Below are 21,757 nucleotides of genomic sequence, written 5' to 3'. Positions count from 1 at the left end.
AAGCCTACAGCCTACGGCTTATGGCCTACAGCGATAAGTAATCGTAATCAATTTCGGTTAAATACAATCCGTGTGCCGGCACCGAAAATCCGGCTTTTTCTCTGCTTTTGCTGGCGATGATCGTTTCAAAATCAGTTAGGGAAATTTTATGCAAGCCGATATTTACTAGTGTTCCAACAATTGAGCGAACCATATTTCTAAGAAAACGATTGGCCGAGATAGTAAAAATAAGCTTATGGTTTTCTTGTTTCCAATACGCCTCAAAAACCGTGCAATCAAAAGTATTGACATCTGTATTTACTTTGGAAAAACATTGGAAATCGGTATGGTTCAGTAGAATTTTTGCAGCTTCATTCATCAGATCTACATCTAATTTTTGATTGAAATACCAGCTCAATTCTTGTAAAAAAGGGCTTTTAACCGTGTTGATATGGTATTCGTAGGTTCTTTTAGTAGCATCAAATCGGCAATGAGCGTCATCGTGAACCAGAAGAATATTAAAAATAGCAATGTCTTTGGGTAAATAGGAGTTGAGTTTGTGTATTAAATTTGGAATATCCAACGGAGTTTCAATATCAAAATGCCCATACATCTCTTCCGCATGAACTCCGGTATCGGTTCTTCCGGCACCCATTACGCTTATAGGAGTGTTCAATAAAATGGAAAGTGCTTTGTTTAAAGTTTCCTGAACAGAAGAGGCATTGGGCTGAAATTGCCAGCCATGATAATTAGTTCCGTTATAAGCAAATTGAATAAAATATCTCAAGGTAAAGGTGCAAAGGTTTTTTTTAAAGGACAAAGGCTCTAAGGTACAAAGGTACAAAGGTTTTTTAAAAAAAGATGTTAAGGTTCTGAGATACTAAGATGCTAAGATTCTAAGGAACTAAGTTTTTTGTTTGATAGGTTCAAAGGAGCAAAGGGGAGAGGTTTCTTTGTTAAATAAGAATAATTGAAAGAATCTTAGAATAACTTAGTCTCTCAGAACCTGAGCCTCTTAGTCCCTTAAAAAAAACCTTTGTATCTTTGTACCTTTGTACCTTTGAACCTTTGAACCTTTGAACCTTTGTACCTTTGAATGAAAAAAATTCTTCTCCTTTCCGATACCCACAGTCATATTGATGATACTATTTTAAAATATGTAGCTCAGGCCGATGAAGTCTGGCATGCTGGAGATATTGGAGATCTGAATGTTACGGATACAATCAAAAAGTTAAAGCCTCTGCGGTGTGTATATGGTAATATTGACGATGCACAGGCGAGATTAGAATTTCCTTTGCACAATCGGTTTTTATGTGAGGATGTTTCCGTGTGGATTACACATATTGGCGGATATCCGGGAAAGTATAATCCCAATATAAGAGAAGAGATGGCGTCGGATCCGCCTAAATTATTTATCTGTGGACATTCGCATATACTGAAAGTTATGTTCGATAAAAAGAATAATCTGCTGCATATGAATCCCGGAGCGGCCGGAAAAAGCGGATTTCATCAGGTTAGAACAATGTTGCGATTTGTAATTGACGGTGATAAAATAAAGGATCTGGAAATAGTTGAAATTGGTAAAAAGTAAAGCTAAATTAAAAGGGCAACGGAACCTTAATTTTGACAGTGGTTCCTTCGTTTGCCTTTGAAGTGATTGAGATACTTCCTTTGTATTTTTTGATTCTCGCTCTGATTCGGTTAATACCAAAACCTTCAAAATTGTTTAGTCTTTGGGTTTCAAAACCCTTTCCGTTGTCCTGAATTACTATGATAAACTGATTGTTTTTTTCGGATAGGAAAATCTTGGCTTTCTGGGCATCACTGTGTTTTACAATGTTATTGAAAAGTTCCGAAACAATAAAGTAAAGCTTCATTTCAAATTTTTCGATGTATCTTTTTTCTGTTGAAATGGTGCTCGAAAATTTAAAATTTATATGAGAATTTGAGTTTCTTTCGCATAGATCTTCCAAAGCATAAATTAACCCAAAACGAACCAGAAGCGTAGGAACCAAGTCGTGTGACATATCTCGCAAAAGATCGTGTGCTTCCTGTAGAATCGATTTTGCTTTCTGAATTTCATCTGATTTTATATCGTTTAGTGTTGTGAAAGTTTTTAAATGCAGTCCAACAGAAGATAATAAAGAATTAATGTTGTCATGTAAAAACGATGCAATTTTTTTACGTTCAACTTCCTGGCTGTCAATGCCGGCATTAATCACATTTAGTAATATTTTTTGCTTGGCATCTTTCCGTTTAATCTTTTGTCTTAGTTTGTTGTTTTGGTAGAAAAAATAAAACAAAAAAAACAAGAGGATTATCATCACGAATGATAAGCTTATAATTTGTTTGTTTCTTATTTGTTCAGGAAGACAAGTATTGTTTTTTTCTGTATTTCCGACAACTGCATTAGTGTTGTTTTTTGAAACTGTTTTTTCTTGAGCAACAGTAGGATAGCTGGTGAAAGTGGTTAAAAGAATGAAAAATATAAAGTATCTGAAAAAGGACATAGCAAAAGGTGTTTTTCTTAGAATGATCAGGAATTTATCAGATTATTTTTCAGAGCATATTTTACCAAGCCAATAGAACCTTTTATCTGCAGTTTTTTCATGATGTTTTTTCGGTGTGTTTCGACCGTGTTTGTACTGATAAAGAGCTGTTCACCAATTTCTTTTCCACTGTATTCTAATGCAATTAAAGTGATAATTTCGATTTCACGGGCGCTTAGAATTGGGTTGTCTACTTTGATGTTTTTATTGAGTTTTGGATTGTTATGAGAGAAAATATTAAAGATTTTTTCTCTAACGGCATCGCAATAATATTCCTGTCCCTGATAAACGGCTTCTACGGCTTCTATAATATTTTCTCCCGCACATTTTTTTGTGAGATAGCCTTTTACCCCCAGTTTCATTACTTCTTTAATAATTTTCAGATCGTCGTAGCTAGAGAGAATGATGATTTTACATGGGATGTTTTTTTGTTGAAGTTCTTTAACTACCTCGATCCCGTCTTTTTTAGGCATACTAATGTCCAGAATCAGGATATCGGGATTGTTTAGAATAATATCTTCATAAACAGTATCACCATCGTATGATTTGCCTACTACTTCAAAATTTTCAACCGTCTGCAGTAAGTTACTAAGGCCATCAATAAGTACCTGATGATCATCTGCCAGGTGTATTCTTATTTTATCTTTCATAATTATTCGGGGAACTGAAATGCAAATAAATGAAAAAATATCTTACAAAGTTTCTTTTTAAGTTTGTTTTGACTGTTATGCAGCAAATTACGGAGAATTTAGAGCACAAAAAAACCCGAATTTAAAATTCGGGTTCTCTTCGCACAAAAAATTTAAGTTTATAGGTTTACCTCAAACGGTCTACAGATTTTACAAGATCTTCATCCTTTTTGATGGCCTTATTAGCTAAAACTAATAATACGATAGCAACAATAGGTAGAAACATCCCAATACCTTTCTCTGATACAATGGTAGTAGTATCTCCAGATAAATTTAGAGAACGATATACAAATAATCCCAATAAAATTAAATTTAATATTATGTTCAGTCTGCCCATTACAAACTGATTTTGTCTTTTTTTGTATGAAATAATACTAATGATAGTAAGCATTGTACTTAGACCTAATAGTACCGTGTAAAACTTATCCTGCATAAAGTAAAAAGGCTTACCATTGTTTAAGGTCCAAAGCGGAGTGAAAAACAGTAATACCCCCGTAATTAAAAAGGTAAGAATTAAATATACAGTCTGAATTCGTTGTATCATGGTCTAAAATTGTTTTACAAAAATATATTTTCTTTTTTTAAAATACTATTGTATGATTAAATTTTATTCGTATTATTGCATCATAATACCGTAAGCACTTCATACTGCGGTCAATCGAAAAAAAATATCTACCTATTCTTTTTACAATATTTCCGTTAAAATAATTAAATTCATAGAACATTCATGTTTGATATTTCTGCATTAAAAGAAATGAAGCTTTCTGAGCTTCAAGAAATAGCTAAGTTAGCTAAAACTATAAAGTTTAATGGCGTTAAAAAAGAGACTTTAATAAGTCAGATTTTAGCACATCAGGAAGCGACTGTAGCGCCGCCGGTTCGTCCTGTGGCAGAAGCGGAAATAGTTGATGAAAAACCGAAAAGAGCAAGAATTGTTCCGGCAAAAAAAACGGCAGTAAATAAGAATGCACCGGTTCTGGAATTTGATAAAGCAGAGGAAGCTCCTGAAAAAGCGGAAACTCCGATAGCAGTAACTAAAACTCCGGCTATTAAAGCAAATCCTAAAACAAATCCGAAGATAAAAGGGAATGCAGCAGCAAAAGAAACAGCAGAAGTAAAAAGCGTTGAAACAACACCGGAAGTTCAGGAAAATATTGAGAATACTGAAAGTACTGAGAATACTGAAGATGCAGCAATAGAGAAAAAAGGACCAAAAATTGTAAAGTTTAGTAAATCGGCTTACGAGAAAAAGGTTGCTTTGAAAAAAGAAAAGGAAGCTACTAAAGATGTAGTTCCGGAAAATGAAGTTGTAGCAGAAGTTGCTACTGTTGAAAAAACAGAAGCGCCGGTTCAAACCAAGAAGATTAATCCGAACCAGAATAAAAATCAAAATCAGAATCCCAACCAAAACCCAAATCAGAATCCAAATTCTAACCAAAACGGGAACGGAAACAACGGGAATCAAAATCCAAATCATAAAAATAAAAAGAGTAATTTCAGAGATTCAGACTTTGAGTTTGACGGAATTATCGAAAGTGAAGGTGTTCTTGAAATGATGCCGGATGGTTACGGATTTTTACGTTCATCAGATTATAATTATTTAGCCTCTCCTGATGATATTTATTTATCAACGTCACAAATTAGATTGTTCGGTCTTAAAACCGGAGATACTGTAAAAGGAGTAGTTCGTCCTCCAAAAGAAGGCGAAAAGTTTTTTCCTCTAGTTCGAGTACTTAAAATTAATGGTCATGATCCGCAAGTTGTTCGTGACAGAGTTTCTTTCGAACATCTTACCCCGGTTTTCCCTTCTGAAAAATTTAAATTAGCCGAAAAAGGCAGTTCAGTTTCAACCCGTATTATCGATTTGTTTTCTCCAATAGGAAAAGGGCAGCGTGGTATGATTGTCGCTCAGCCTAAAACGGGAAAAACAATGTTACTAAAAGACATTGCAAACGCTATCGCAGCCAACCATCCCGAAGTTTATCTTATTGTTCTTTTAATTGATGAGCGTCCTGAGGAGGTTACGGATATGCAGCGTAGTGTAAGAGGAGAAGTTATTGCTTCTACTTTCGACAGAGAGCCGCAAGAACACGTGAAGATTGCAAATATCGTTCTTGAAAAAGCAAAACGTTTGGTAGAATGCGGACACGATGTGGTTATTTTACTTGATTCGATTACCCGTTTAGCGAGAGCATACAATACTGTTCAGCCTGCTTCAGGTAAAGTTTTAAGTGGAGGTGTTGATGCTAATGCATTGCAAAAACCAAAACGTTTCTTCGGAGCTGCCAGAAATGTAGAAAACGGCGGTTCATTAAGTATTATTGCAACTGCATTGACCGAAACAGGTTCTAAAATGGATGAGGTAATCTTTGAAGAATTTAAAGGTACCGGTAACATGGAACTTCAATTGGATCGTAAAATCGCTAACAAACGTATCTTCCCGGCTATCGATCTTACTTCGTCAAGTACACGTCGAGATGATTTATTACTGGATGAGAAAACATTACAAAGAATGTGGATCATGCGTAAGTACCTGTCTGATATGAATCCGGTAGAATCTATGGATTTTGTAAACGACCGCTTCAAGAAAACCAGAAACAACGAAGAGTTTTTGATTTCAATGAATGACTAGAAAAGGGACTAAGATTCTGAGGAACTGAGGCTCTAAGCTTTTTCTTCTGAAATCTCTATTATATAAGAACAAAAAGGGATGAGTTTTATTTAAACTCATCCCTTTTTTTATGTTTAGAAGAAAAAAAGCTTTAATATGAAATACCGATCGGTATTTGTGTTATATTTGTTTGACGAATAATTGTTCAAACTGGAAAATAATGAATACTTCTGAATTTATATTGGATAAAGTAGCACCTGTTTTTAACAGACAGGGATATGTGGGTACCAGTCTTACGGATATTACCAAGGCTACGGGACTTACCAAAGGGGCTATTTACTGCAATTTTGCCAATAAAGAAGAGTTAGCTTTAAAGTCTTTTCAATTGAATGTAGATGTAGCTATCACACCTTTATTCAAAATACTGGCTTCTACTACAGGAAGTTTAGAGAAACTTTACGCGATAACGAAATATCAAAGGAGCTATTATGAGGTAGTCAAAGACAGGGGTGGTTGTCCAATGCTGCGTGTAGGGGTAGATACTAAATATATCAATCCACTGTTATTTAAGAATGCTCAGAGTTTGTCTCAGAGGTTTGTTACCGGACTTTCCAATATTATTAGTGAAGGTATTAGTAGTGGAGAAATTCAGGAGAATATTGATCCGCTGCAATATGCAAAGCTGTTATTGTCTTTAATTGAAGGAAGTTCTCTTTTGGCCTTTACACATAATGATGAGAGTTACATAACTGCAGCAATGGACTTTATAGATAGTACAATAATTAATAAAATAAGGAAATAAAATTTTTTAACCCTTCAGATACCGATTGGTATTTGATAAAATAGATTCAAAGAATGGAAAAAGTATTAAAAACAAAAAAGAAAATCAGATTTCAGGATTGTGATCCTTTTAATCATTTAAACAACGCAAAGTATCTGGAGTATTTTATTAATACAAGAGAAGATCAGATTGCAGAACATTACGATTTGGATATCTTTAAATATCTTAAGGAAACAGGGCTTAGCTGGGTAGTAGCAACTAACCAGATTAGTTATATGCGGCCTGCTTTTACAATGGAAACGGTATTGATTGAGTCGCAATTGGTTCAGTATAGCGATAATTTTCTGTTGGTTGAAATGAAAATGTGGAATGAAAATGAAACAGAATTGAAAGCAATTTTGTGGATTAAGTTCTTTCATTACAATACTCAGAGCGTAAAACGTGCCTCACATTCTGATGATTTGATGAAATTATTCGACTCGGTTGTTGTTCCAGTCGAGGAATCTGTTTTTGAAAATAGATGTTTGGAAATTGTACAGAAATTAAAATCAGGAGTACCCGCTTAAATAAGAAATCATTGGGATGGCTTATTTAAAAGTTGCTCTATGATGCAAGAATAATCTTTAAGTAAATAGGAGAAATAAGTGAGGCTGTCTAAAAAGACAGCCTCCTAATTTATAGAATAAAGTGATAACTTAGTTTCTCAGCACCTAAAAAATCTTAGAGCCTTAGTATCTTAGTACCTCAGTATCTTATTTAATCGGTTTATCAACTACTGGACGATCAGGCCTATTCGCTAATTCCCAGGCAATGGAGAAAGCTAATTTTGTTCTTTTAGTCAAAGCATCGTATTCGATTTTCTGAGGTTCGTCACCTTTTCTGTGGTAGTCTTCGTGAACTCCGTTAAAGAAGAAAACGGATGGAATTCCGAATTTTGCAAAGTTATAATGATCAGAACGCTCGTAAAAATGATTTGGATCTTTAGGGTCGTTGAATTTAAAATCTAAGTCAATTTTAGTGTATTTTTCGTTTTGTGCCACAACAATATTATGTAAATCAGTAGAGAGTCTGTCGGCTCCAATTACATACACATAATTGTTTGTTTTTTCGTGTTCTACATCACGACGGCCAATCATATCGATATTAATGTCGGCAATGGTATTGGCGATTGGGAATAAAGGATTTTCAGAATAATAGCGAGAACCATGTAGACCGTGTTCTTCTCCGGTAACGTGCAGGAACAGGATAGAACGTTTTGGACCGTGTCCGTCTTTTTTGGCTTTTGCAAATGCTTTTGCCATTTCCATTACAGCAACAGTTCCGGAACCATCATCATCAGCACCATTATAAACGTCGCCATTTTTTACTCCTACGTGATCGTAATGTGCTGAAATAACCAAAACTTCATCCGGTTTTTCAGATCCTTCAATATAGGCCCAGATGTTTTCTGAATCGGGTAAGTTTTCATTTCGTCTGGCATTTAAAAATGAAGCAGGAATATGCTGGTAATAATCGGTTGCGCCTTTAGGAAACGAAATTCCATGTTTTTTGTATTGCCCGATCATGTAAAGGCCTGCTTTCTTTTGTCCTTTCGATCCGGTTTCTCTACCTTCCATTTCGTCAGAGGCTACAACATAAAGCATTGTTTTTAGGTCTTTTTCAGAAATAAAGTCGATGTATTTAGACGGATCTGAATTGTCTTTTAAGGTAACTGATTGTGTGTTTTTACACGAAAATGCAGTACCAATTAATAACAGGATTATGATTTTTTTCATATGTTGTTTAGTGTAAATTGATAAAGGTATAGAAAATGTAGAAAACTAATAAAAATAAGATGACAGTAAAGTTTATAAACATCAATACGATGCTTTTAAAGAAGGAAATCCATCTTGTTTCTCCGTAAAAACGGTGGTGTGCCGGAAAAAAATAGTAAAACATCCAGAGACCTCCAAAAAAGTCAGTTATACTTGAAATAAAAGATAGTGGGCTTTCTTCTCCAAATAACCCAACCAATCTCCGGATAATAAATAAGATGGAGGTTACGAGAAGCAAAAATGAAAAATAATGTAAGGTGAATATTCCATGATCAAAATAATACCATCTTTTTTTACCGTGAAAGAGCCATAGAATGAAGGCAAATAGCGGCATTATAATGAAAAGTACTTTTGGAATGTTATGTACAAAAGACTCTGTAAACTTGCTAATGAGTTCTTTTTTGGTATTGTGCTCTTTTACATATTTTACTTTTTGAATCATCCAGTAACTAAACGAATCTAATTTTTTTTCCTCCGGAGCATATTTTTGAACGGAATCGACTTCTCTTGTAAATTTGTCAAAACCATCTCCGGGTTTTAAATCATTAAGATCTCCTGTGAAAATATTTTTTGGAACTTCTTTCTTGCGGCTTACGTCGAGATTAAAATCAGCTGGGGTTTCTTTTGAATGGCCGGGAAATAAGGCAATCATTAAAAAAGTGACAAAACTGATAAAGATGTATAAGCGTACAGGTGCCAAATAGGATAAACGTTTTCCGGCTAAATATTCTGAGGTTAATGCAGAGGGTTTAAACAAAAGGTATCTGATAGTACGCCAGAAAGTATTTTCATAATGTGTCAGATCTTCAAAAAAGTGAACGAACAGATAATGAAATGTTTTTCGGGATTCGGTGTTTTCCTGTCCACAATTGGGACAGTATTTTTGTTCAACAACATGTCTGCAGTTTAAGCAGGTTTTGTCTTTTCTAATCGGACTGTGTGACATTGATTGTAAATGGTATTGGTTTGGTTTTCTTGGTTTGTTTTTTCTTGCCACGAATAACGCGAATTTCCGTAAATTTTAAAAATAATTATTCGGGTTAATACAGGTGTTTTTTTTGCCGCGAATTTCATGTATCAGCCAAATTTTAAAACCATATAGTTGAAGTCCGTTTTATTCTTTGGAAATCACAGTTTTAAAGCTTATTTTTTCAATACTTCGTTCAGGAAAAGCTGCAAATGCTCAAAAGATCTTTTTGCTGCAACCGCGTTATATGCTGCTCCTTTTGAGTTGTCGTTTCCTGCTTCAGGATTGGTGAAAGAATGTACAGCATTAGCGTAATAAATCATTTGCCAATCGGCTTTTGAATCCCTCATTTCCTGTTGGAAAGCTGTGATTTCTTCTTTTGATTCATAGGGATCGTCGGCTCCGTGACAAATTAATACTTTAGTTGTAATGGGTTCGATTTTGCGGGCGGCATCTCTGGCTAAACTTCCGTGAAAAGAAACTACTCCCTTTAGGTTTAAATGTCCGCGTGCAGCTTCAAGAACGCCGGTTCCTCCAAAGCAGTACCCGATGGCTACAATATTGTCAGCGTTGGCTCCTGATTTGATCAATTCCTGTAATGCGGCATTGATGCGTTTTTGATATATTTCAAAGTTATTTTTGTAGTAACTGGATTGCTTTGCTGCTTCGGCGGTGTTTGCAGGTTTGTTTCCTTCGCCATAGATATCAGCAATGAAAACATGATAGCCTAATTTGGATAAGTTTTCTGCAATATCTTTAGAAGCTTTGTCGATGCCAAGCCAGGCCGGAATCAATAAAATCCCCGGATTTTGAGTGTTTTTTTTAGCAGATTTTGCAAATAATCCACTTAGAGCCTGAGAACCGTCAGTGTATTTTACAGCTTTTAGTTGCGCATTTATAGCGTTGGAAAACAATATGGTAGCAAATAAGAGAAAGGCCGAATTTTTCATAAGAGTACAATTTTTAACAAATATCAGAAATATTACGATACAAAAAAACCTCGGATTGTTTTTCTTCCGAGGTTTTTAAACGTTATTTTCTTACAATGAAAATCATTCACCGGGATGATAGGTTTTCTCGGCATTTTTGATCACATCATCTTTGTAAAACAAGACTTCTTTAAAACTTCCTTTTCGATACATTTCACTTTGATCGTTAAAATGTTTGGAGTCAGGATTTCCGCTATTACCTCCGGCTAACAATGATTTTGCTTTTATTTTTGGACCAAATTCTACAGCACATACAAAGCTGTTGCCATTGTAACCGTATCGTTTTTTGGAGTCTTTCTGATAACTGCTTTTAAAGGAAGGTAAACTTCCCCAGGAGCCCGGTCCAAAAGCGATGGGTAAACTCGGCTGAGCATCGTCATATTTTAAATCGATGTCGCCGGTTGAACGTTGAAAACGATTTATTTCTCCCCAGGCTACTTTCCAGGTTCCCCATTTTGAGTTCAGTTCTTTTAAAACGAACTGTAATTGCGGAAGCATTTGAACCGCGGTCGCATTCGTTGCAAATTTTCGGGTATTCTCTACCTGATCCGGTTCTCCTTCATCGACGTATGCTTTCAGTATAATCGGATCTAATTTGTACGCCCATTCGACTGCCAGAGTGGTCGCTACTGAATTTTCTTTGGCATAATAATCCCAGTTTTTGAGTGTCGAAATGACTTCGTTTAATTCGGGATATGTTGTTTTGTTTTTTTCGTAAACCGTAATCAGGCTTGGGATTAAAATTTCAAAAATCGATAATTTAGTATCATATCCGTCAGCAATTACTTTGTCTAAAGTATACTGACTGCCTTTGCTGAAAATTCGAACGGCATTTACTCCTCTAAAATTTTCTCCGTCAGGCGCCATATAAGGCAGGTAGTTTTCTCTTTTCGGACTGTTTTCTCCCGCAACAGTGTAAGGTGTTGAGTTACAGTTTTGGAGCCATCCGTTTGTTGGATTATACAGATGAACGGTTTCGTTTACATTATGCAGACCTTTCCATTGCGTAGAAGAGATCGATCCGTCAATGACTTTAGACCAATTAAGGTTTTTATCTCTGATTGGGATAAAATTTCCATGCCAATAAGCGATATTTCCTTGGTTGTCTGCGTAAACGGTATTGTTTGAAGTATTGGCTTTTAAGTCCATCGCTTTTTTGTAATCTTCAAAACTGGTTGATTTGGTTCTGACCCAACTCTGAATTAAACTGGTCATCGAGCGGTTATTTGATTTTAAACTGATCCATTTTCCGTCACGTTTGGCCATAATCGGACCATTATTGGTGTGGTAGGTTTTGAATTTTTTAGGGATTAATTTCCCGTTTTCCGTGTAATGTATTATAATTTCTTTTTCGATAACCGGGATTAGTTTTTTGTCGAATTCATAAAAGAATTTACCTTTTTTATCGACAATTTTTTCGGCATACATATCGGCAACATCAACGTTGGAAGAGGTGTGCATCCATCCGCAATGCTCATTGAAACCCTGATAGACGAAAAATTGCCCCCAGGTTACCGCTCCATAAACATTTAAACCTTCTTCGCTGGTGACTTGCACTTCGGGTCTGAAATAAAAGGTGGTATGTGGATTGATGTACAAAATAGCATTGCCGGCAGCCGTTTTTGAGGGTGCAAATGCAAAACCATTAGAACCTGTCTGTACATTTTTCTCTCTTTCAACATACGCCACTTTGTCGCCATTACCGGAATAAAAAGCTTTTAATTCTCCTGTTGTTAAATCGGCGGTACTGATGGCTCCGATACTTCCGTCGGTCCAAAGCAAAGGAAACCAGGGTTCAAAATGAGTTAAGAGCGCCGGTTTTACTTCGGGATGTCTGTAGAGGTAAAAGTTAATAGCATCGGCATAACTGTTTAATAATTTTTTGAGCCATAAGGGAGCTTTTTTATAATCGGCTTTGGCTTCTTCAGTGTCAATTAATAATTTAATTTCTAAATCATTGTATAAAACGGCTTGCCCTTTTATTTCTGAAAGACGTCCCAATTTTTCAATATAGTTCATTTCAATGCGTTTAAAATCATCTTCGCATTGGGCGTATAATAATCCAAAAACAGCATCAGCATCAGTTTTTCCATAAACATGTGGAATACCCCAGTTGTCTCTGATAATACTAACCTGTTGGGCTAAATTTTCGAGACGAGCGGCTTCTTTTGAATTGATTTTTTGTGCAGAAAGAGGAAGACTTGCGCAACAAAGTACAAAGGCTAATTTTATAGTTTTGGTGGTAAACATGTTTATTGGATATTAAATTTTTGTCCGGCAGTATAAATGCTCATGTGAAGATTTTCAATCGAAATGAGATTATTCTTTTTAGATTTCAGAATTCCTTTTGGGTTTTTCACTACGATCACTTCACTTTCACCCGCAACTTCAATCTGATTGTTTCGGACAATGATGGCAGTGCTTTCGTCAATTCCGATTCCGGTTAAAGTAGGGAACTCGACTAATGCGGAAAGCAATCGGTTATAACGATTTCTCTTTAAAAAATGCTGATCGATAATAGCGGTTTTGAGTAGTCCAAGACCTTCGGCAGTTTCAAGATTGTCATAACGGATGTTATCAAAGGTTCCGGAGTATTCTTTTTGCAGTTTCTGATTTCCGGTAATCATTTTTTCAGACATTACAGCGGCACCGGCGCTAGTCCCGGAAATGGTGCTTCCGTTTTGATAGGCTTTTTGAATCGCCATTTGAATTGGAGTATTTTGTACTACATTCATAAAACGGGTCTGATCTCCACCGCTTATGAAAATCAGTTTTGCTTTTTGAAGTGAATCCGTCAGTTTTTTGTTTTGAGCAGTTTCTTTATTGAAATTAAGCATCACAATTGGATTCGGAGTTAATTTTGCCATTTGTGTTTTGAAAAAAATAAAGGAACTGTCCGGTTCTTCGCTGGACATGGGTAGAACGACAATGAAATCTTTTTTGGTCAATTCAGAAACACTTAAAACTTGTTTCATCAAAGCATCAGACCGATCGCCACCGCCTATGATGAAAAGTTTGCCTTTGGGACTTTGTGCCTGAAGCTGACTCACTGTAAAAAGCAGTATAACGATCAGGATTTTTTGATACGAAAAATGGGAGGGAAGTTGGTTTTTCATCGTTTTTGAATAGAGTTAATGCAGCTGGTTTATAAAATTTAAAAGAGAGGTATTGACGATAAAGAGAACATCTTTTATTTTATCTAAATCTACTTTTGAAACGGTATCTCTGGTGGAGTGGTAATCGTCGTGAAAACCACTGAAGAATGTCATAATAGGAATTCCTTTAGTTGTAAAAGAAGCGTAATCACTTCCGGTATGTCCGTTAGTTTCCCAGAGATCGAGTGTAAAAGGTTTTGAAAGTTTTGTATTGCTGAGATTCGCAATTTCTTTTAGATAATCGTTTTCCTTTTGAGTCCCAATGCTTAGCATTCGATGCGTTTTGTCCTCGGGAGCACTTCTCGAAATCATGTCCATATTAATAGCGAGCAGTATTTTTTGCTTTTCGGAATCCAACTGCTGAGCAAAATAGTCACTTCCCAAAAGTCCCATTTCTTCGGCAGTCCACGAAGCAAATAAAATAGTGCAGGGAGGTTTTGTTTTGGCTTCGGACCATTTTTTGGCCAATGCCAGCATTCCGGAAACTCCTGAGGCATTGTCGTCGGCTCCATTGTAAACAGAATCGTTTAGGATGCCTAAATGGTCGTAATGAGCGCCAACAATAATAGTTTTAGTAGTGTCTTTCCCCGGAATCATTCCTAAAACATTGCGAACCGGAAAGGTTTGGGATTGCAATTCTATAGCGAAACTAATCTTTGTTTTTTTCAAGAGAGCAGAAGCAAAGGATGGTTTTTGCGCCGCTTTTTTCTCTATAAGTTTTAATGAAATGTTACTTCCGGAAAAAAGTTTTTCGGCAGCTGATTTACTTAGTTCAAAAACGGGAATCGAAGTGATGGCTGAGTTTTCGAGGGAATGGAAGGCGTTTTCTTTTTTTAATTTGCCCCATTTTTTACAATCAATAATAATCAATGCAATGGCTCCTTTACTGATAGCGGTTTGAAGTTTGATTTCTTCCAGGTTGTTTTCTTCAGGATAGTACTTTTTGAATTTTTGATACGATACCGATGTACTGTCCAAATGTCCCGGGAAGCCTTTTAGAACGACAACAATTTTATCTTTTGTATTCAGGTTTTTATAGTCATCATAGTTTTCTTTCGGTAGATTTAATCCGTAACCTGCAAAAACGACTTCGGTTTCTTTTTGTAACGATTGTGCGATAGGGGTAACCTGAAAGTCGGTATGTGGAGAAAGGGGAAAAGTTTCTTTATTGTTTTTTTTTATTTCAAGTGCAGCCTTTTTTATAGTGTGTTCTTCAATTTTGAAATTCTGATAGTATCCTGATTTTGTGTTGTACGGAACTAGTTGGTAAAGTTCCATCATTGAAGCAATATATTCAGAGGCCAGCAAAGCCCCTTTTTGCGTAGTTCCGCGCCCCTTCATCCAATCGGAAGCTAAGAAAGAAAGTGTCGGGGAGAAATCACTTTTTTGCGGACTGGGAACAACGATTTGCGAAAACAGCATGCACTTACAGCAAAACAAAGTAAGTAAAAGCAGTTTTCGTAACATCATGGTTTAAAATTTAAAAGTAATTATAAAGAGATATTTCGTTTGAACGCGCAGCCCAGTTCAATAATCGAATCGGTTTTGGCAATACCCGGAATACCATCGATTTTTTCATAAAGGATTCGGCGCATGTGTTCGTGATTTTTGGCTATGATTTTAATATAAAGTGTAAAGGATCCTGTCACGTAATAGCATTCTGTAATTTCCGGAATTTTTTTTAATTCTTCAATAATCCGATCTGAGTCAGAATCTTTATTCAGGGTTATTCCTGTAAAAGACGCCCAGTCATAACCTATGTTTTTTTCCTGGATGATAGGTTTGATTCCACCAATTACACCTTGTTCGATCATTCGGTTAATACGCTGATGCACCATGGTGTTTGAAATTTTCAAATTAGCAGCGATTGCAGAAAAAGCCATTCTTCCGTCTTTTTCTAATTCTTTAATGATGCTAATATCAAATTCGTCTAATATATCCATTCTTATAAATTGTGTTTAATCTTAATGTTTCTGTTATTGCAGCTGTTCTAAAAAAAACTCTAAATAGGCGACAATAATTTCGCATTCATAAAAGTAACTATTTTTTTTAATTAACAAGGGATTGAAAGGGATTATAAAGCAACTAAAATTGATTTTTACAACCTTTTAAATCTTTGTTTTTGACTTTTAAAAAGACTTTTAAAGTCAAAATTGGTGTTTTTAGAGGGTTTAATGAGAAATTTTTAATACTTTTGATTTTTAGAAAATTTTAAACAAATAAGATCATGATTCATACTGAAAATGCCCTGTCGTCAAAATCAGAGGTTTTGATTGAAAAAGAAAATAAATACGGAGCACATAATTACCATCCACTTCCTGTTGTTTTAGAAAGAGGAGAAGGGGTTTATGTATGGGATGTAGACGGAAAAAAATACTTTGATTTTTTATCTGCTTATTCTGCCGTAAATCAAGGACACTGTCATCCAAAGATTGTGAAAGCTATGGTCGATCAGGCTCAAAAACTTACGCTGACTTCGCGTGCTTTTTACAATGATAAATTAGGTAATTATGAGGAATTTGTAACAAAGTATTTTGGTTTCGATAAAGTATTGCCTATGAATACCGGTGCCGAAGCAGTTGAAACGGCTCTTAAAGTGTGTAGAAAATGGGCTTATGAAGTAAAAGGAATTCCGGAAAATCAGGCACAGGTAATCGTGTGTGAAAACAACTTTCACGGAAGAACCACTACCATCATTTCGTTTTCAAATGATGAAGTCGCACGCAAAAATTTCGGACCTTTTACAGAAGGATTTATAAAAATAGAATACGATAATCTGGCTGCTCTTGAAAAAGCATTGGAGTCGTCAAAAAATATTGCAGGGTTTTTAGTAGAACCAATTCAGGGAGAAGCAGGAGTTTATGTTCCTTCTGAAGGATATTTAGCGAAAGCCAAAGCATTGTGTGAAAAGCATAATGTTCTGTTCATCGCAGATGAGGTTCAGACAGGAATCGCACGTACCGGAAAATTATTGGCCGTACAGCATGAAAATGTACAACCTGATATTTTAATTTTAGGAAAAGCAATTTCAGGCGGGGTGTATCCGGTATCAGCAGTTTTGTGTAATGATGAAATTATGAATGTAATCAAACCGGGACAACATGGATCAACTTTTGGAGGAAATCCGGTTGCAGCTGCGGTTGCGATAGCTGCTCTTGAAGTAATCAAAGAAGAAAATCTTGCCGAAAATGCAGAACGTCTGGGAATTATTTTAAGAAAAGGACTAAATGAAATTGCAGAACGCAATAACCTGATCACACTCGTTCGTGGTAAAGGATTATTAAATGCAATTGTGATTAATTGTGGCGAAGATTCAGATTTGGCGTGGGAAATTTGTTTGAAATTCAGAGATAACGGATTATTGGCTAAGCCAACTCATGGAAATAAAATTAGACTGGCACCGCCTTTGGTGATGACCGAATCTCAAATTCAGGAGTGTCTTGAAATTATTGAGAAATCACTGGATGCTTTCAAGAATTAGTTTTTTTAAGTTCTGAGGTACTAAGGTGCTGAGATACTAAGGTTTTTAGGTTTTTTTATAGAACTTTAGAACTTTCAAACTTTGTCAAAGTTTTAAACTTTGACGAAAAACACAAAGCAACAAAGGTGCAAAGTTTCATTATAAAACTTTGCACCTTTTATTTTTAAGGAACTTTTTAAAGCAGTCCGGAAAAAAAAATCTTAGATTCTCAGCATCTTAGTTCCTGAGAATCTAAGTAATTTTATTTACTGTAACCCGGGTTCTGGGTGATTTTTTTGTTGGCATCCATTTCCAAGATCGGAATAGGAAATACCAGTACATCCGCATCATAAGATAATAATTCAGATCCGTCACCGTCGACACTTACATCAATGGAGCCTTTTGTTCTTCGGATATCGTGAATGGAAAAGCCTTCCATCGCTAATTCGAATTGGCGTTCTAATAAAATGGCATCAAGTGTTACTGCGGTTAGTTTTTGTGCGTTGGCTCTTGTTCTGATGATGTTGATATCGTCAATCGGAGTGTTGCCTACCACTGTTCCGGCGCGAAAGTTGGCTTCGGCTCTGATGAGGTACATTTCAGCCAGACGAATAATCCCCACATTAGCAAACTGATCGGTAAATTTCAGGGTTAGTATTCTGTCATTTACAGGGTTTACATAATTGAATTTTGCACGATCGTCGTTAGGATCTGTAAATTTTTCCAGATAAGGATCTCTGATCGCAATGTCACCTCCGCGTCCTCCATTATTCTCAGCTGAATAAAAGGTATTGGCGTCGTTTACTCCGGTTTGTTTTGTAATTTGGATAGCAAATACATCTTCAGCCTGATCGGTATCATGATTAAAGGCATCTGCATATTTTGTAGACAATGAGTGTCCGCTGTTTTTGATGACATCATCGGCAGCGTCTCTTGCCAAAGCGTAATTGCCTTGTTGTAGATATACTCTCGCTAATAGGGCTTTTGCAGCATATTTATCAGCATAAAAACTATTGTCTTTTGGAAGATTGGTGTAAGCAAGATTTAATCCGTCAATGATTACTTTGTATACTTCGGCAACCGTACTTCTTTCTTTTGATAAATCGGTGTTGAAATCATAAATGGCTTTGTCTCTTATTACAATTCCTAATTGATTATTAGCCTGACCGCTAACGTATGGTTTTGCAAAAAAGCGCACTAAATCAAAATAAGCAAGTGATCTTAAAAAATTAGCTTCACCAATCATTCGGGCCTGTTTGGCAGGATCTTTTACTTTGCTGATATTGTCGATAACGGTATTAGCAGCGTTTACGATTTCGTAACATCTGGAGTAAGTTCCGGTGATGATTACGTTGTCAGCAAGCATTTGTTTGATATACATTTGTCTTAATTCCCCGAAACTTCCTCTGAATCTAAATTCAGTAGTGGCAGTTGCACCTGTAGCTCCCAGTAAATCGGCGTAAACTAAGATTCTTCCTCCGTAAGCATTTCCTCTTGCAGCAAGAGCATAAGTTCCGGTGAGTACATTGGTAACCCCTTCTTCTGTACTTAACGTTACAGAAGCGTCTTCTCTTTGCTTTGGTTCTATGTTTAATTCATCTTGACAGCTTGTAAAAAAGACTGCAAAAAACATAAATAATAGTATAGTGTTTGATTTCATCTTGATCGATTTAAAAATTGATATTTACTCCCATCGCAATTGTTCTCGCTGGCGGAGCCGAATAAAATTCCTGTCCAATATTAGGATTTGCTCTTGTGATATCGTCTCTTCGTGACTCAGGATCAGAACCTTTATAATTGGTAAAAGTCAATAAATTTACAGCGGTCATGTATACTCTTAAATTGCTCATTCCCATGTCGCTTACTGTCTTTTTAGGTAACGAATATCCTAAAGTCAGGTTTCTTAAACGTATGAAATCTGATTTGCCCAGATAGCGGCTCGAATTTTGGGTACCGTTTGTACCGCCAAATCTCGCCTGAGGAACATTGGTAATGTCTCCCGGTTTTTGCCAACGGTCTAACTGATCCAGAGTCTGGTTGTCAAAATAATCGGCTGCTGTCGACTGATAAATTCCTGCAGTGTTGTAAATACTGGCGCCCCATTCTCCCTGGAAAGTAAATGAAAAATCAACTCCTTTGTATAGAATCGTATTGGTAAGTCCTGACATTAAGGTTGGAAACGGATTCCCAAGAATGGTTCTCTGTGCTTCACTATAGTCATTAGTGGTACTTCTGTCAATGCTTCCATCGGCATTTTTTGTGTTTTTTACAAAAAGTGCATCTCCGTTTGCGGGATCAACCCCTGCGTATTCTACCAAATAGAAAGACGAAATGTTTTCACCAACTCTATTAATGGTATAACTGCTTATTACATCGGCATTGTTGTTGGGTAACGATTTTACTTTAGATTGATTGGTCGTTAAATTGAAACTTGTTGTCCAGGTAAAATTTTCGGTGGTGATATTTTTGGTGTTTAAAGTGAATTCGAAACCACTACTTCTGATTTTTCCGATATTTTTGCTAATGGTTCCTAAATCGCCACCACCGGCACTTTTAGGAAGCGGAACATCAAAAAGCAATCCGTCTGTGTCTTTTTGGTAGTAATCGGCCTCGAAAGTAATTTTATCTAAAAAGCCCAGTTCGGCACCAAAATCAATTTGTGTCGATTTCTCCCAGGTTAAATTGTCATTTCCGGGCTGATCAAAGGTAAGTCCTGATTTTAAATTATAGGGATTTGTCTGATACAATTGGCGTGAAGCAAAGTTTCCAATTTCGGCATTTCCTAATTTACCCCAGCTTCCTTTTATTTTCAAATACGTTAAAACCGGATTTTCTTTTAGGAAATTTTCCTTTGATATTACCCAACCGGCAGAGAGTGCAGGGAAAACACCATAGCGTTCGTTTTTTCCAAAACGGGAAGAGCCGTCACGACGAATACTGGCTTTAAACAGGTATTTGCCATCAAAAGCATAGCTTAATCTTCCAAATTGAGATACAAATGCATAATCGATTTCCCTACCGTGTCCTTCATTAATTTCGGCTCCTCCGTCGATCGTCTGAAAACCGTCGTTAGGGAAGTAGATACTGTTTACATCCTGATATCTATTGTTGTACTTGTTAAGTTCCATACCGGCAACAAGATTCAGAGCGTGTTTTTCTGCAAATGTTTTGTCGTAGGTAAAGTAGTTACTGAAAATATAATTTTCGGTATTTACTGAGGTTGCAAATACAGCACCGTCAGTTGCCATAAAAGGAGCATTTTTTCCCTGCCAGTAGTCTTCTGTCTGAGTCATGTAGTCATAAGAAAAATCAGAATTGAACTTCAGACCTTTTACTATTTTAAGTTCGCCAAAAACTTTTCCGGTAAGTCTGCGCATGATGGTTTTCCAGAAAGTATTGTCTTTTGCCAATAAATAGTTAGCATATTCTGTATTTGGGTTTGCCGTTCCATCTGCCAGTCTTGCCTGTGATATTGGAGCCTGCGCTACGGATTGTAAAGGTGATGTAAAAGAGTTATCATCCTGCACTCTGTTGATGATGGCTCTTGAAAAACCAATGTTCATTCCCACAGTAAAACGATCTGATAGCTTGTGAGATAAGTTAGATCTTCCGGTTATTCTCTCCAGACTGTTACTGTCGATAATTCCGGTAGTGTTGTTGTAAGCTCCTGAAAAGAAGTATCTGGTTTTGTCGTCTCCGCCGGAAACCGAAAAATCAGCATCGGTGGTATATCCCGTTTGAAAGGCGATATCCTGCCAGTCCGTATCAATTTCTCCATTTCTCCAGTCAGTTCCCTGAGCCAGACGATCTAGTTCTTCTTCTACCGAGGCCAAATCGTCAACATTTTTTCCGGCTTCGCGTATTAATTCAACATATTGTTTTGCATTAAGCCACTTTCTCTTGTGAGTAGCTTCGCTAACACCTTGCGAGAAATTAAGAGAGAAAGTTCCTTTTCCGTCTTTTCCTTTTTTGGTAGTGATGATTACTACTCCATTAGCTCCACGTGCACCATAAATCGCTGCAGAAGAAGCATCTTTCAAAACGTCAATAGACTCGATTTCATTCGGGCTCAAAGTTAGTAATGGATTTGTCGGCGCTCCGTTGCTGGATTCGTTGTCTGTAATCAAGGGAATTCCATCTAAAACGTATAGAGGCTGCGTTCCCGCACTAATACTGGCAGCACCACGAACTCTGACATTTATACCACCTTCAACTTTACCATTTGTCTGAGTGATTTGTACACCGGCAAGTTTACCCACCAGCGCATTTTGAACGTTTGAAACAGGTATTTGCTGGATATCTTTTGCCGTAACGCGGGCAATATTGTCCGTTAAATTCTTTTTGGTCTGTGTTCCGTAACCAACGACCAAAACGGCTTCCAGTTCATTTTGTGTTTCGACCAGTTGAACGGTCATTAAATTGGAGGCAGGGACGTGTACAGTTGCAAAACTGACATAACTTACTGTTAGTACGTCTCCTTTTTTTGCTGTTATTTTAAAATTTCCGTCAAAATCAGTTTGAGTACTGACTTTTGTTCCTTTTACAAGAATGTTAACTCCCGGAAGCGGAACTCGTTTTGAGTCAGTAACTTTCCCTGTAATAGATCCTTCCTGCGCATTGGCTATTTGCATAAATAATGTGATCAATAGCCCCAAAAAAAACTTAAAGTTGATTTTCATTTGTAAATATTTTTGGTTAGTTTTTCAAATGTCTTAATTTTCTGTTAATAAGTAGTCTTTATTTAACATTTAATATCACTAAAA

The 21,757-nt window shown here is 36.5% G+C and carries 18 protein-coding genes; 5 read left to right on the top strand and 13 right to left on the bottom strand.

Going from position 1 to position 21,757, the window contains the following annotated elements:
* Positions 1–25: 25 nt before the first annotated feature.
* Positions 26–766 (bottom strand): tRNA pseudouridine(38-40) synthase TruA, encoded by a 741-nt coding sequence (truA, locus tag C245_RS0107785; RefSeq protein ID WP_017496026.1) that lies wholly within the window; start codon positions 764–766, stop codon positions 26–28.
* A gap of 309 nt (positions 767–1,075) precedes the next feature.
* Between truA and C245_RS0107780 the strand changes: the two genes are divergently transcribed.
* Positions 1,076–1,570 carry a metallophosphoesterase gene (locus C245_RS0107780; protein WP_017496025.1) on the top strand — a complete coding sequence of 165 codons (495 nt, stop codon included), beginning with the start codon at positions 1,076–1,078 and terminating at the stop codon, positions 1,568–1,570.
* Positions 1,571–1,577: 7 nt separating this feature from the next.
* Here C245_RS0107780 and C245_RS0107775 read toward each other — a convergent pair whose 3' ends face one another.
* The 3 genes from C245_RS0107775 to C245_RS0107765 form a co-directional block, all read right to left on the bottom strand.
* On the bottom strand, positions 1,578–2,489 hold the full coding sequence (locus tag C245_RS0107775; RefSeq protein WP_017496024.1) for a sensor histidine kinase: 912 nt from the start codon (positions 2,487–2,489) through the stop codon (positions 1,578–1,580).
* Positions 2,490–2,515: 26 nt separating this feature from the next.
* A complete protein-coding gene (locus tag C245_RS0107770; protein ID WP_017496023.1) occupies positions 2,516–3,178 on the bottom strand; it encodes a response regulator transcription factor in 663 nt (220 codons plus the stop codon).
* Between the two features lie 166 nt (positions 3,179–3,344).
* Positions 3,345–3,761, bottom strand: a complete 417-nt coding sequence (locus C245_RS0107765) for a DUF4293 domain-containing protein (protein ID WP_017496022.1) — start codon at positions 3,759–3,761, stop codon at positions 3,345–3,347.
* Between the two features lie 183 nt (positions 3,762–3,944).
* Between C245_RS0107765 and rho the strand changes: the two genes are divergently transcribed.
* The 3 genes from rho to C245_RS0107750 all read left to right on the top strand — a co-directional run bounded on the left by rho (position 3,945) and on the right by C245_RS0107750 (position 7,175).
* On the top strand, positions 3,945–5,849 hold the full coding sequence (gene rho, locus C245_RS0107760) for a transcription termination factor Rho (protein WP_017496021.1): 1,905 nt from the start codon (positions 3,945–3,947) through the stop codon (positions 5,847–5,849).
* 199 nt (positions 5,850–6,048) lie between these two features.
* Positions 6,049–6,630 (top strand): TetR/AcrR family transcriptional regulator, encoded by a 582-nt coding sequence (locus C245_RS0107755; RefSeq protein WP_017496020.1) that lies wholly within the window; start codon positions 6,049–6,051, stop codon positions 6,628–6,630.
* Between the two features lie 53 nt (positions 6,631–6,683).
* Positions 6,684–7,175, top strand: coding sequence for a thioesterase family protein (locus C245_RS0107750; RefSeq protein ID WP_017496019.1), 492 nt, complete (start codon positions 6,684–6,686; stop codon positions 7,173–7,175).
* A 186-nt stretch (positions 7,176–7,361) separates the two neighbouring features.
* On the opposite strand, the gene C245_RS0107745 is transcribed toward C245_RS0107750, so the two are convergent.
* The 7 genes from C245_RS0107745 to C245_RS0107715 all read right to left on the bottom strand — a co-directional run bounded on the left by C245_RS0107745 (position 7,362) and on the right by C245_RS0107715 (position 15,477).
* Positions 7,362–8,384, bottom strand: coding sequence for a M28 family peptidase (locus tag C245_RS0107745; protein ID WP_017496018.1), 1,023 nt, complete (start codon positions 8,382–8,384; stop codon positions 7,362–7,364).
* 7 nt (positions 8,385–8,391) lie between these two features.
* Positions 8,392–9,369, bottom strand: a complete 978-nt coding sequence (locus tag C245_RS0107740) for a DUF3667 domain-containing protein (RefSeq protein WP_017496017.1) — start codon at positions 9,367–9,369, stop codon at positions 8,392–8,394.
* 197 nt (positions 9,370–9,566) lie between these two features.
* Positions 9,567–10,340 carry a dienelactone hydrolase family protein gene (locus tag C245_RS0107735; RefSeq protein ID WP_017496016.1) on the bottom strand — a complete coding sequence of 258 codons (774 nt, stop codon included), beginning with the start codon at positions 10,338–10,340 and terminating at the stop codon, positions 9,567–9,569.
* A 102-nt stretch (positions 10,341–10,442) separates the two neighbouring features.
* Positions 10,443–12,629 (bottom strand): penicillin acylase family protein, encoded by a 2,187-nt coding sequence (locus C245_RS0107730; protein ID WP_017496015.1) that lies wholly within the window; start codon positions 12,627–12,629, stop codon positions 10,443–10,445.
* 2 nt (positions 12,630–12,631) lie between these two features.
* Complete coding sequence (locus tag C245_RS0107725; RefSeq protein WP_017496014.1) at positions 12,632–13,495, bottom strand: cyanophycinase; 864 nt, start codon at positions 13,493–13,495, stop codon at positions 12,632–12,634.
* Positions 13,496–13,510: 15 nt separating this feature from the next.
* Entirely contained in the window at positions 13,511–15,004 is a 1,494-nt protein-coding gene (locus C245_RS0107720) for a M20/M25/M40 family metallo-hydrolase (protein WP_081603524.1), read from the bottom strand.
* Positions 15,005–15,024: 20 nt separating this feature from the next.
* Positions 15,025–15,477 (bottom strand): Lrp/AsnC family transcriptional regulator, encoded by a 453-nt coding sequence (locus tag C245_RS0107715; RefSeq protein ID WP_017496012.1) that lies wholly within the window; start codon positions 15,475–15,477, stop codon positions 15,025–15,027.
* 284 nt (positions 15,478–15,761) lie between these two features.
* Between C245_RS0107715 and rocD the strand changes: the two genes are divergently transcribed.
* Positions 15,762–17,015: an ornithine--oxo-acid transaminase gene (gene rocD, locus C245_RS0107710; RefSeq protein WP_017496011.1), complete on the top strand. Its 1,254-nt coding sequence runs from the start codon at positions 15,762–15,764 to the stop codon at positions 17,013–17,015.
* 241 nt (positions 17,016–17,256) lie between these two features.
* Here the strand turns inward: rocD and C245_RS0107705 are convergent, their stop codons facing one another.
* Both C245_RS0107705 and C245_RS0107700 read right to left on the bottom strand, forming a co-directional pair.
* Positions 17,257–18,654, bottom strand: a complete 1,398-nt coding sequence (locus C245_RS0107705) for a RagB/SusD family nutrient uptake outer membrane protein (RefSeq protein ID WP_017496010.1) — start codon at positions 18,652–18,654, stop codon at positions 17,257–17,259.
* A 10-nt stretch (positions 18,655–18,664) separates the two neighbouring features.
* Positions 18,665–21,673, bottom strand: a complete 3,009-nt coding sequence (locus C245_RS0107700) for a TonB-dependent receptor (protein WP_017496009.1) — start codon at positions 21,671–21,673, stop codon at positions 18,665–18,667.
* Between the last annotated feature and the right edge of the window lie 84 nt (positions 21,674–21,757).

The organism is Flavobacterium sp. WG21, from assembly GCF_000335775.1.
Taxonomy (GTDB): domain Bacteria; phylum Bacteroidota; class Bacteroidia; order Flavobacteriales; family Flavobacteriaceae; genus Flavobacterium; species Flavobacterium tructae.
The sequence above is the reverse complement of the archived record's forward strand: the minus strand, read 5'-3'. Positions and strand labels throughout refer to the sequence as shown.

Coding starts and splice junctions, on each gene's coding strand:
- C245_RS0107780 (WP_017496025.1), top strand. CDS start 1,076: ATGAAAAAAATTCTTCTCCTTTCCGATACCCACAGTCATATTGATGAT.
- C245_RS0107775 (WP_017496024.1), bottom strand. CDS start 2,489: ATGTCCTTTTTCAGATACTTTATATTTTTCATTCTTTTAACCACTTTC.
- C245_RS0107770 (WP_017496023.1), bottom strand. CDS start 3,178: ATGAAAGATAAAATAAGAATACACCTGGCAGATGATCATCAGGTACTT.
- C245_RS0107765 (WP_017496022.1), bottom strand. CDS start 3,761: ATGATACAACGAATTCAGACTGTATATTTAATTCTTACCTTTTTAATT.
- rho (WP_017496021.1), top strand. CDS start 3,945: ATGTTTGATATTTCTGCATTAAAAGAAATGAAGCTTTCTGAGCTTCAA.
- C245_RS0107755 (WP_017496020.1), top strand. CDS start 6,049: ATGAATACTTCTGAATTTATATTGGATAAAGTAGCACCTGTTTTTAAC.
- C245_RS0107750 (WP_017496019.1), top strand. CDS start 6,684: ATGGAAAAAGTATTAAAAACAAAAAAGAAAATCAGATTTCAGGATTGT.
- C245_RS0107745 (WP_017496018.1), bottom strand. CDS start 8,384: ATGAAAAAAATCATAATCCTGTTATTAATTGGTACTGCATTTTCGTGT.
- C245_RS0107740 (WP_017496017.1), bottom strand. CDS start 9,369: ATGTCACACAGTCCGATTAGAAAAGACAAAACCTGCTTAAACTGCAGA.
- C245_RS0107735 (WP_017496016.1), bottom strand. CDS start 10,340: ATGAAAAATTCGGCCTTTCTCTTATTTGCTACCATATTGTTTTCCAAC.
- C245_RS0107730 (WP_017496015.1), bottom strand. CDS start 12,629: ATGTTTACCACCAAAACTATAAAATTAGCCTTTGTACTTTGTTGCGCA.
- C245_RS0107725 (WP_017496014.1), bottom strand. CDS start 13,495: ATGAAAAACCAACTTCCCTCCCATTTTTCGTATCAAAAAATCCTGATC.
- C245_RS0107720 (WP_081603524.1), bottom strand. CDS start 15,004: ATGATGTTACGAAAACTGCTTTTACTTACTTTGTTTTGCTGTAAGTGC.
- C245_RS0107715 (WP_017496012.1), bottom strand. CDS start 15,477: ATGGATATATTAGACGAATTTGATATTAGCATCATTAAAGAATTAGAA.
- rocD (WP_017496011.1), top strand. CDS start 15,762: ATGATTCATACTGAAAATGCCCTGTCGTCAAAATCAGAGGTTTTGATT.
- C245_RS0107705 (WP_017496010.1), bottom strand. CDS start 18,654: ATGAAATCAAACACTATACTATTATTTATGTTTTTTGCAGTCTTTTTT.
- C245_RS0107700 (WP_017496009.1), bottom strand. CDS start 21,673: ATGAAAATCAACTTTAAGTTTTTTTTGGGGCTATTGATCACATTATTT.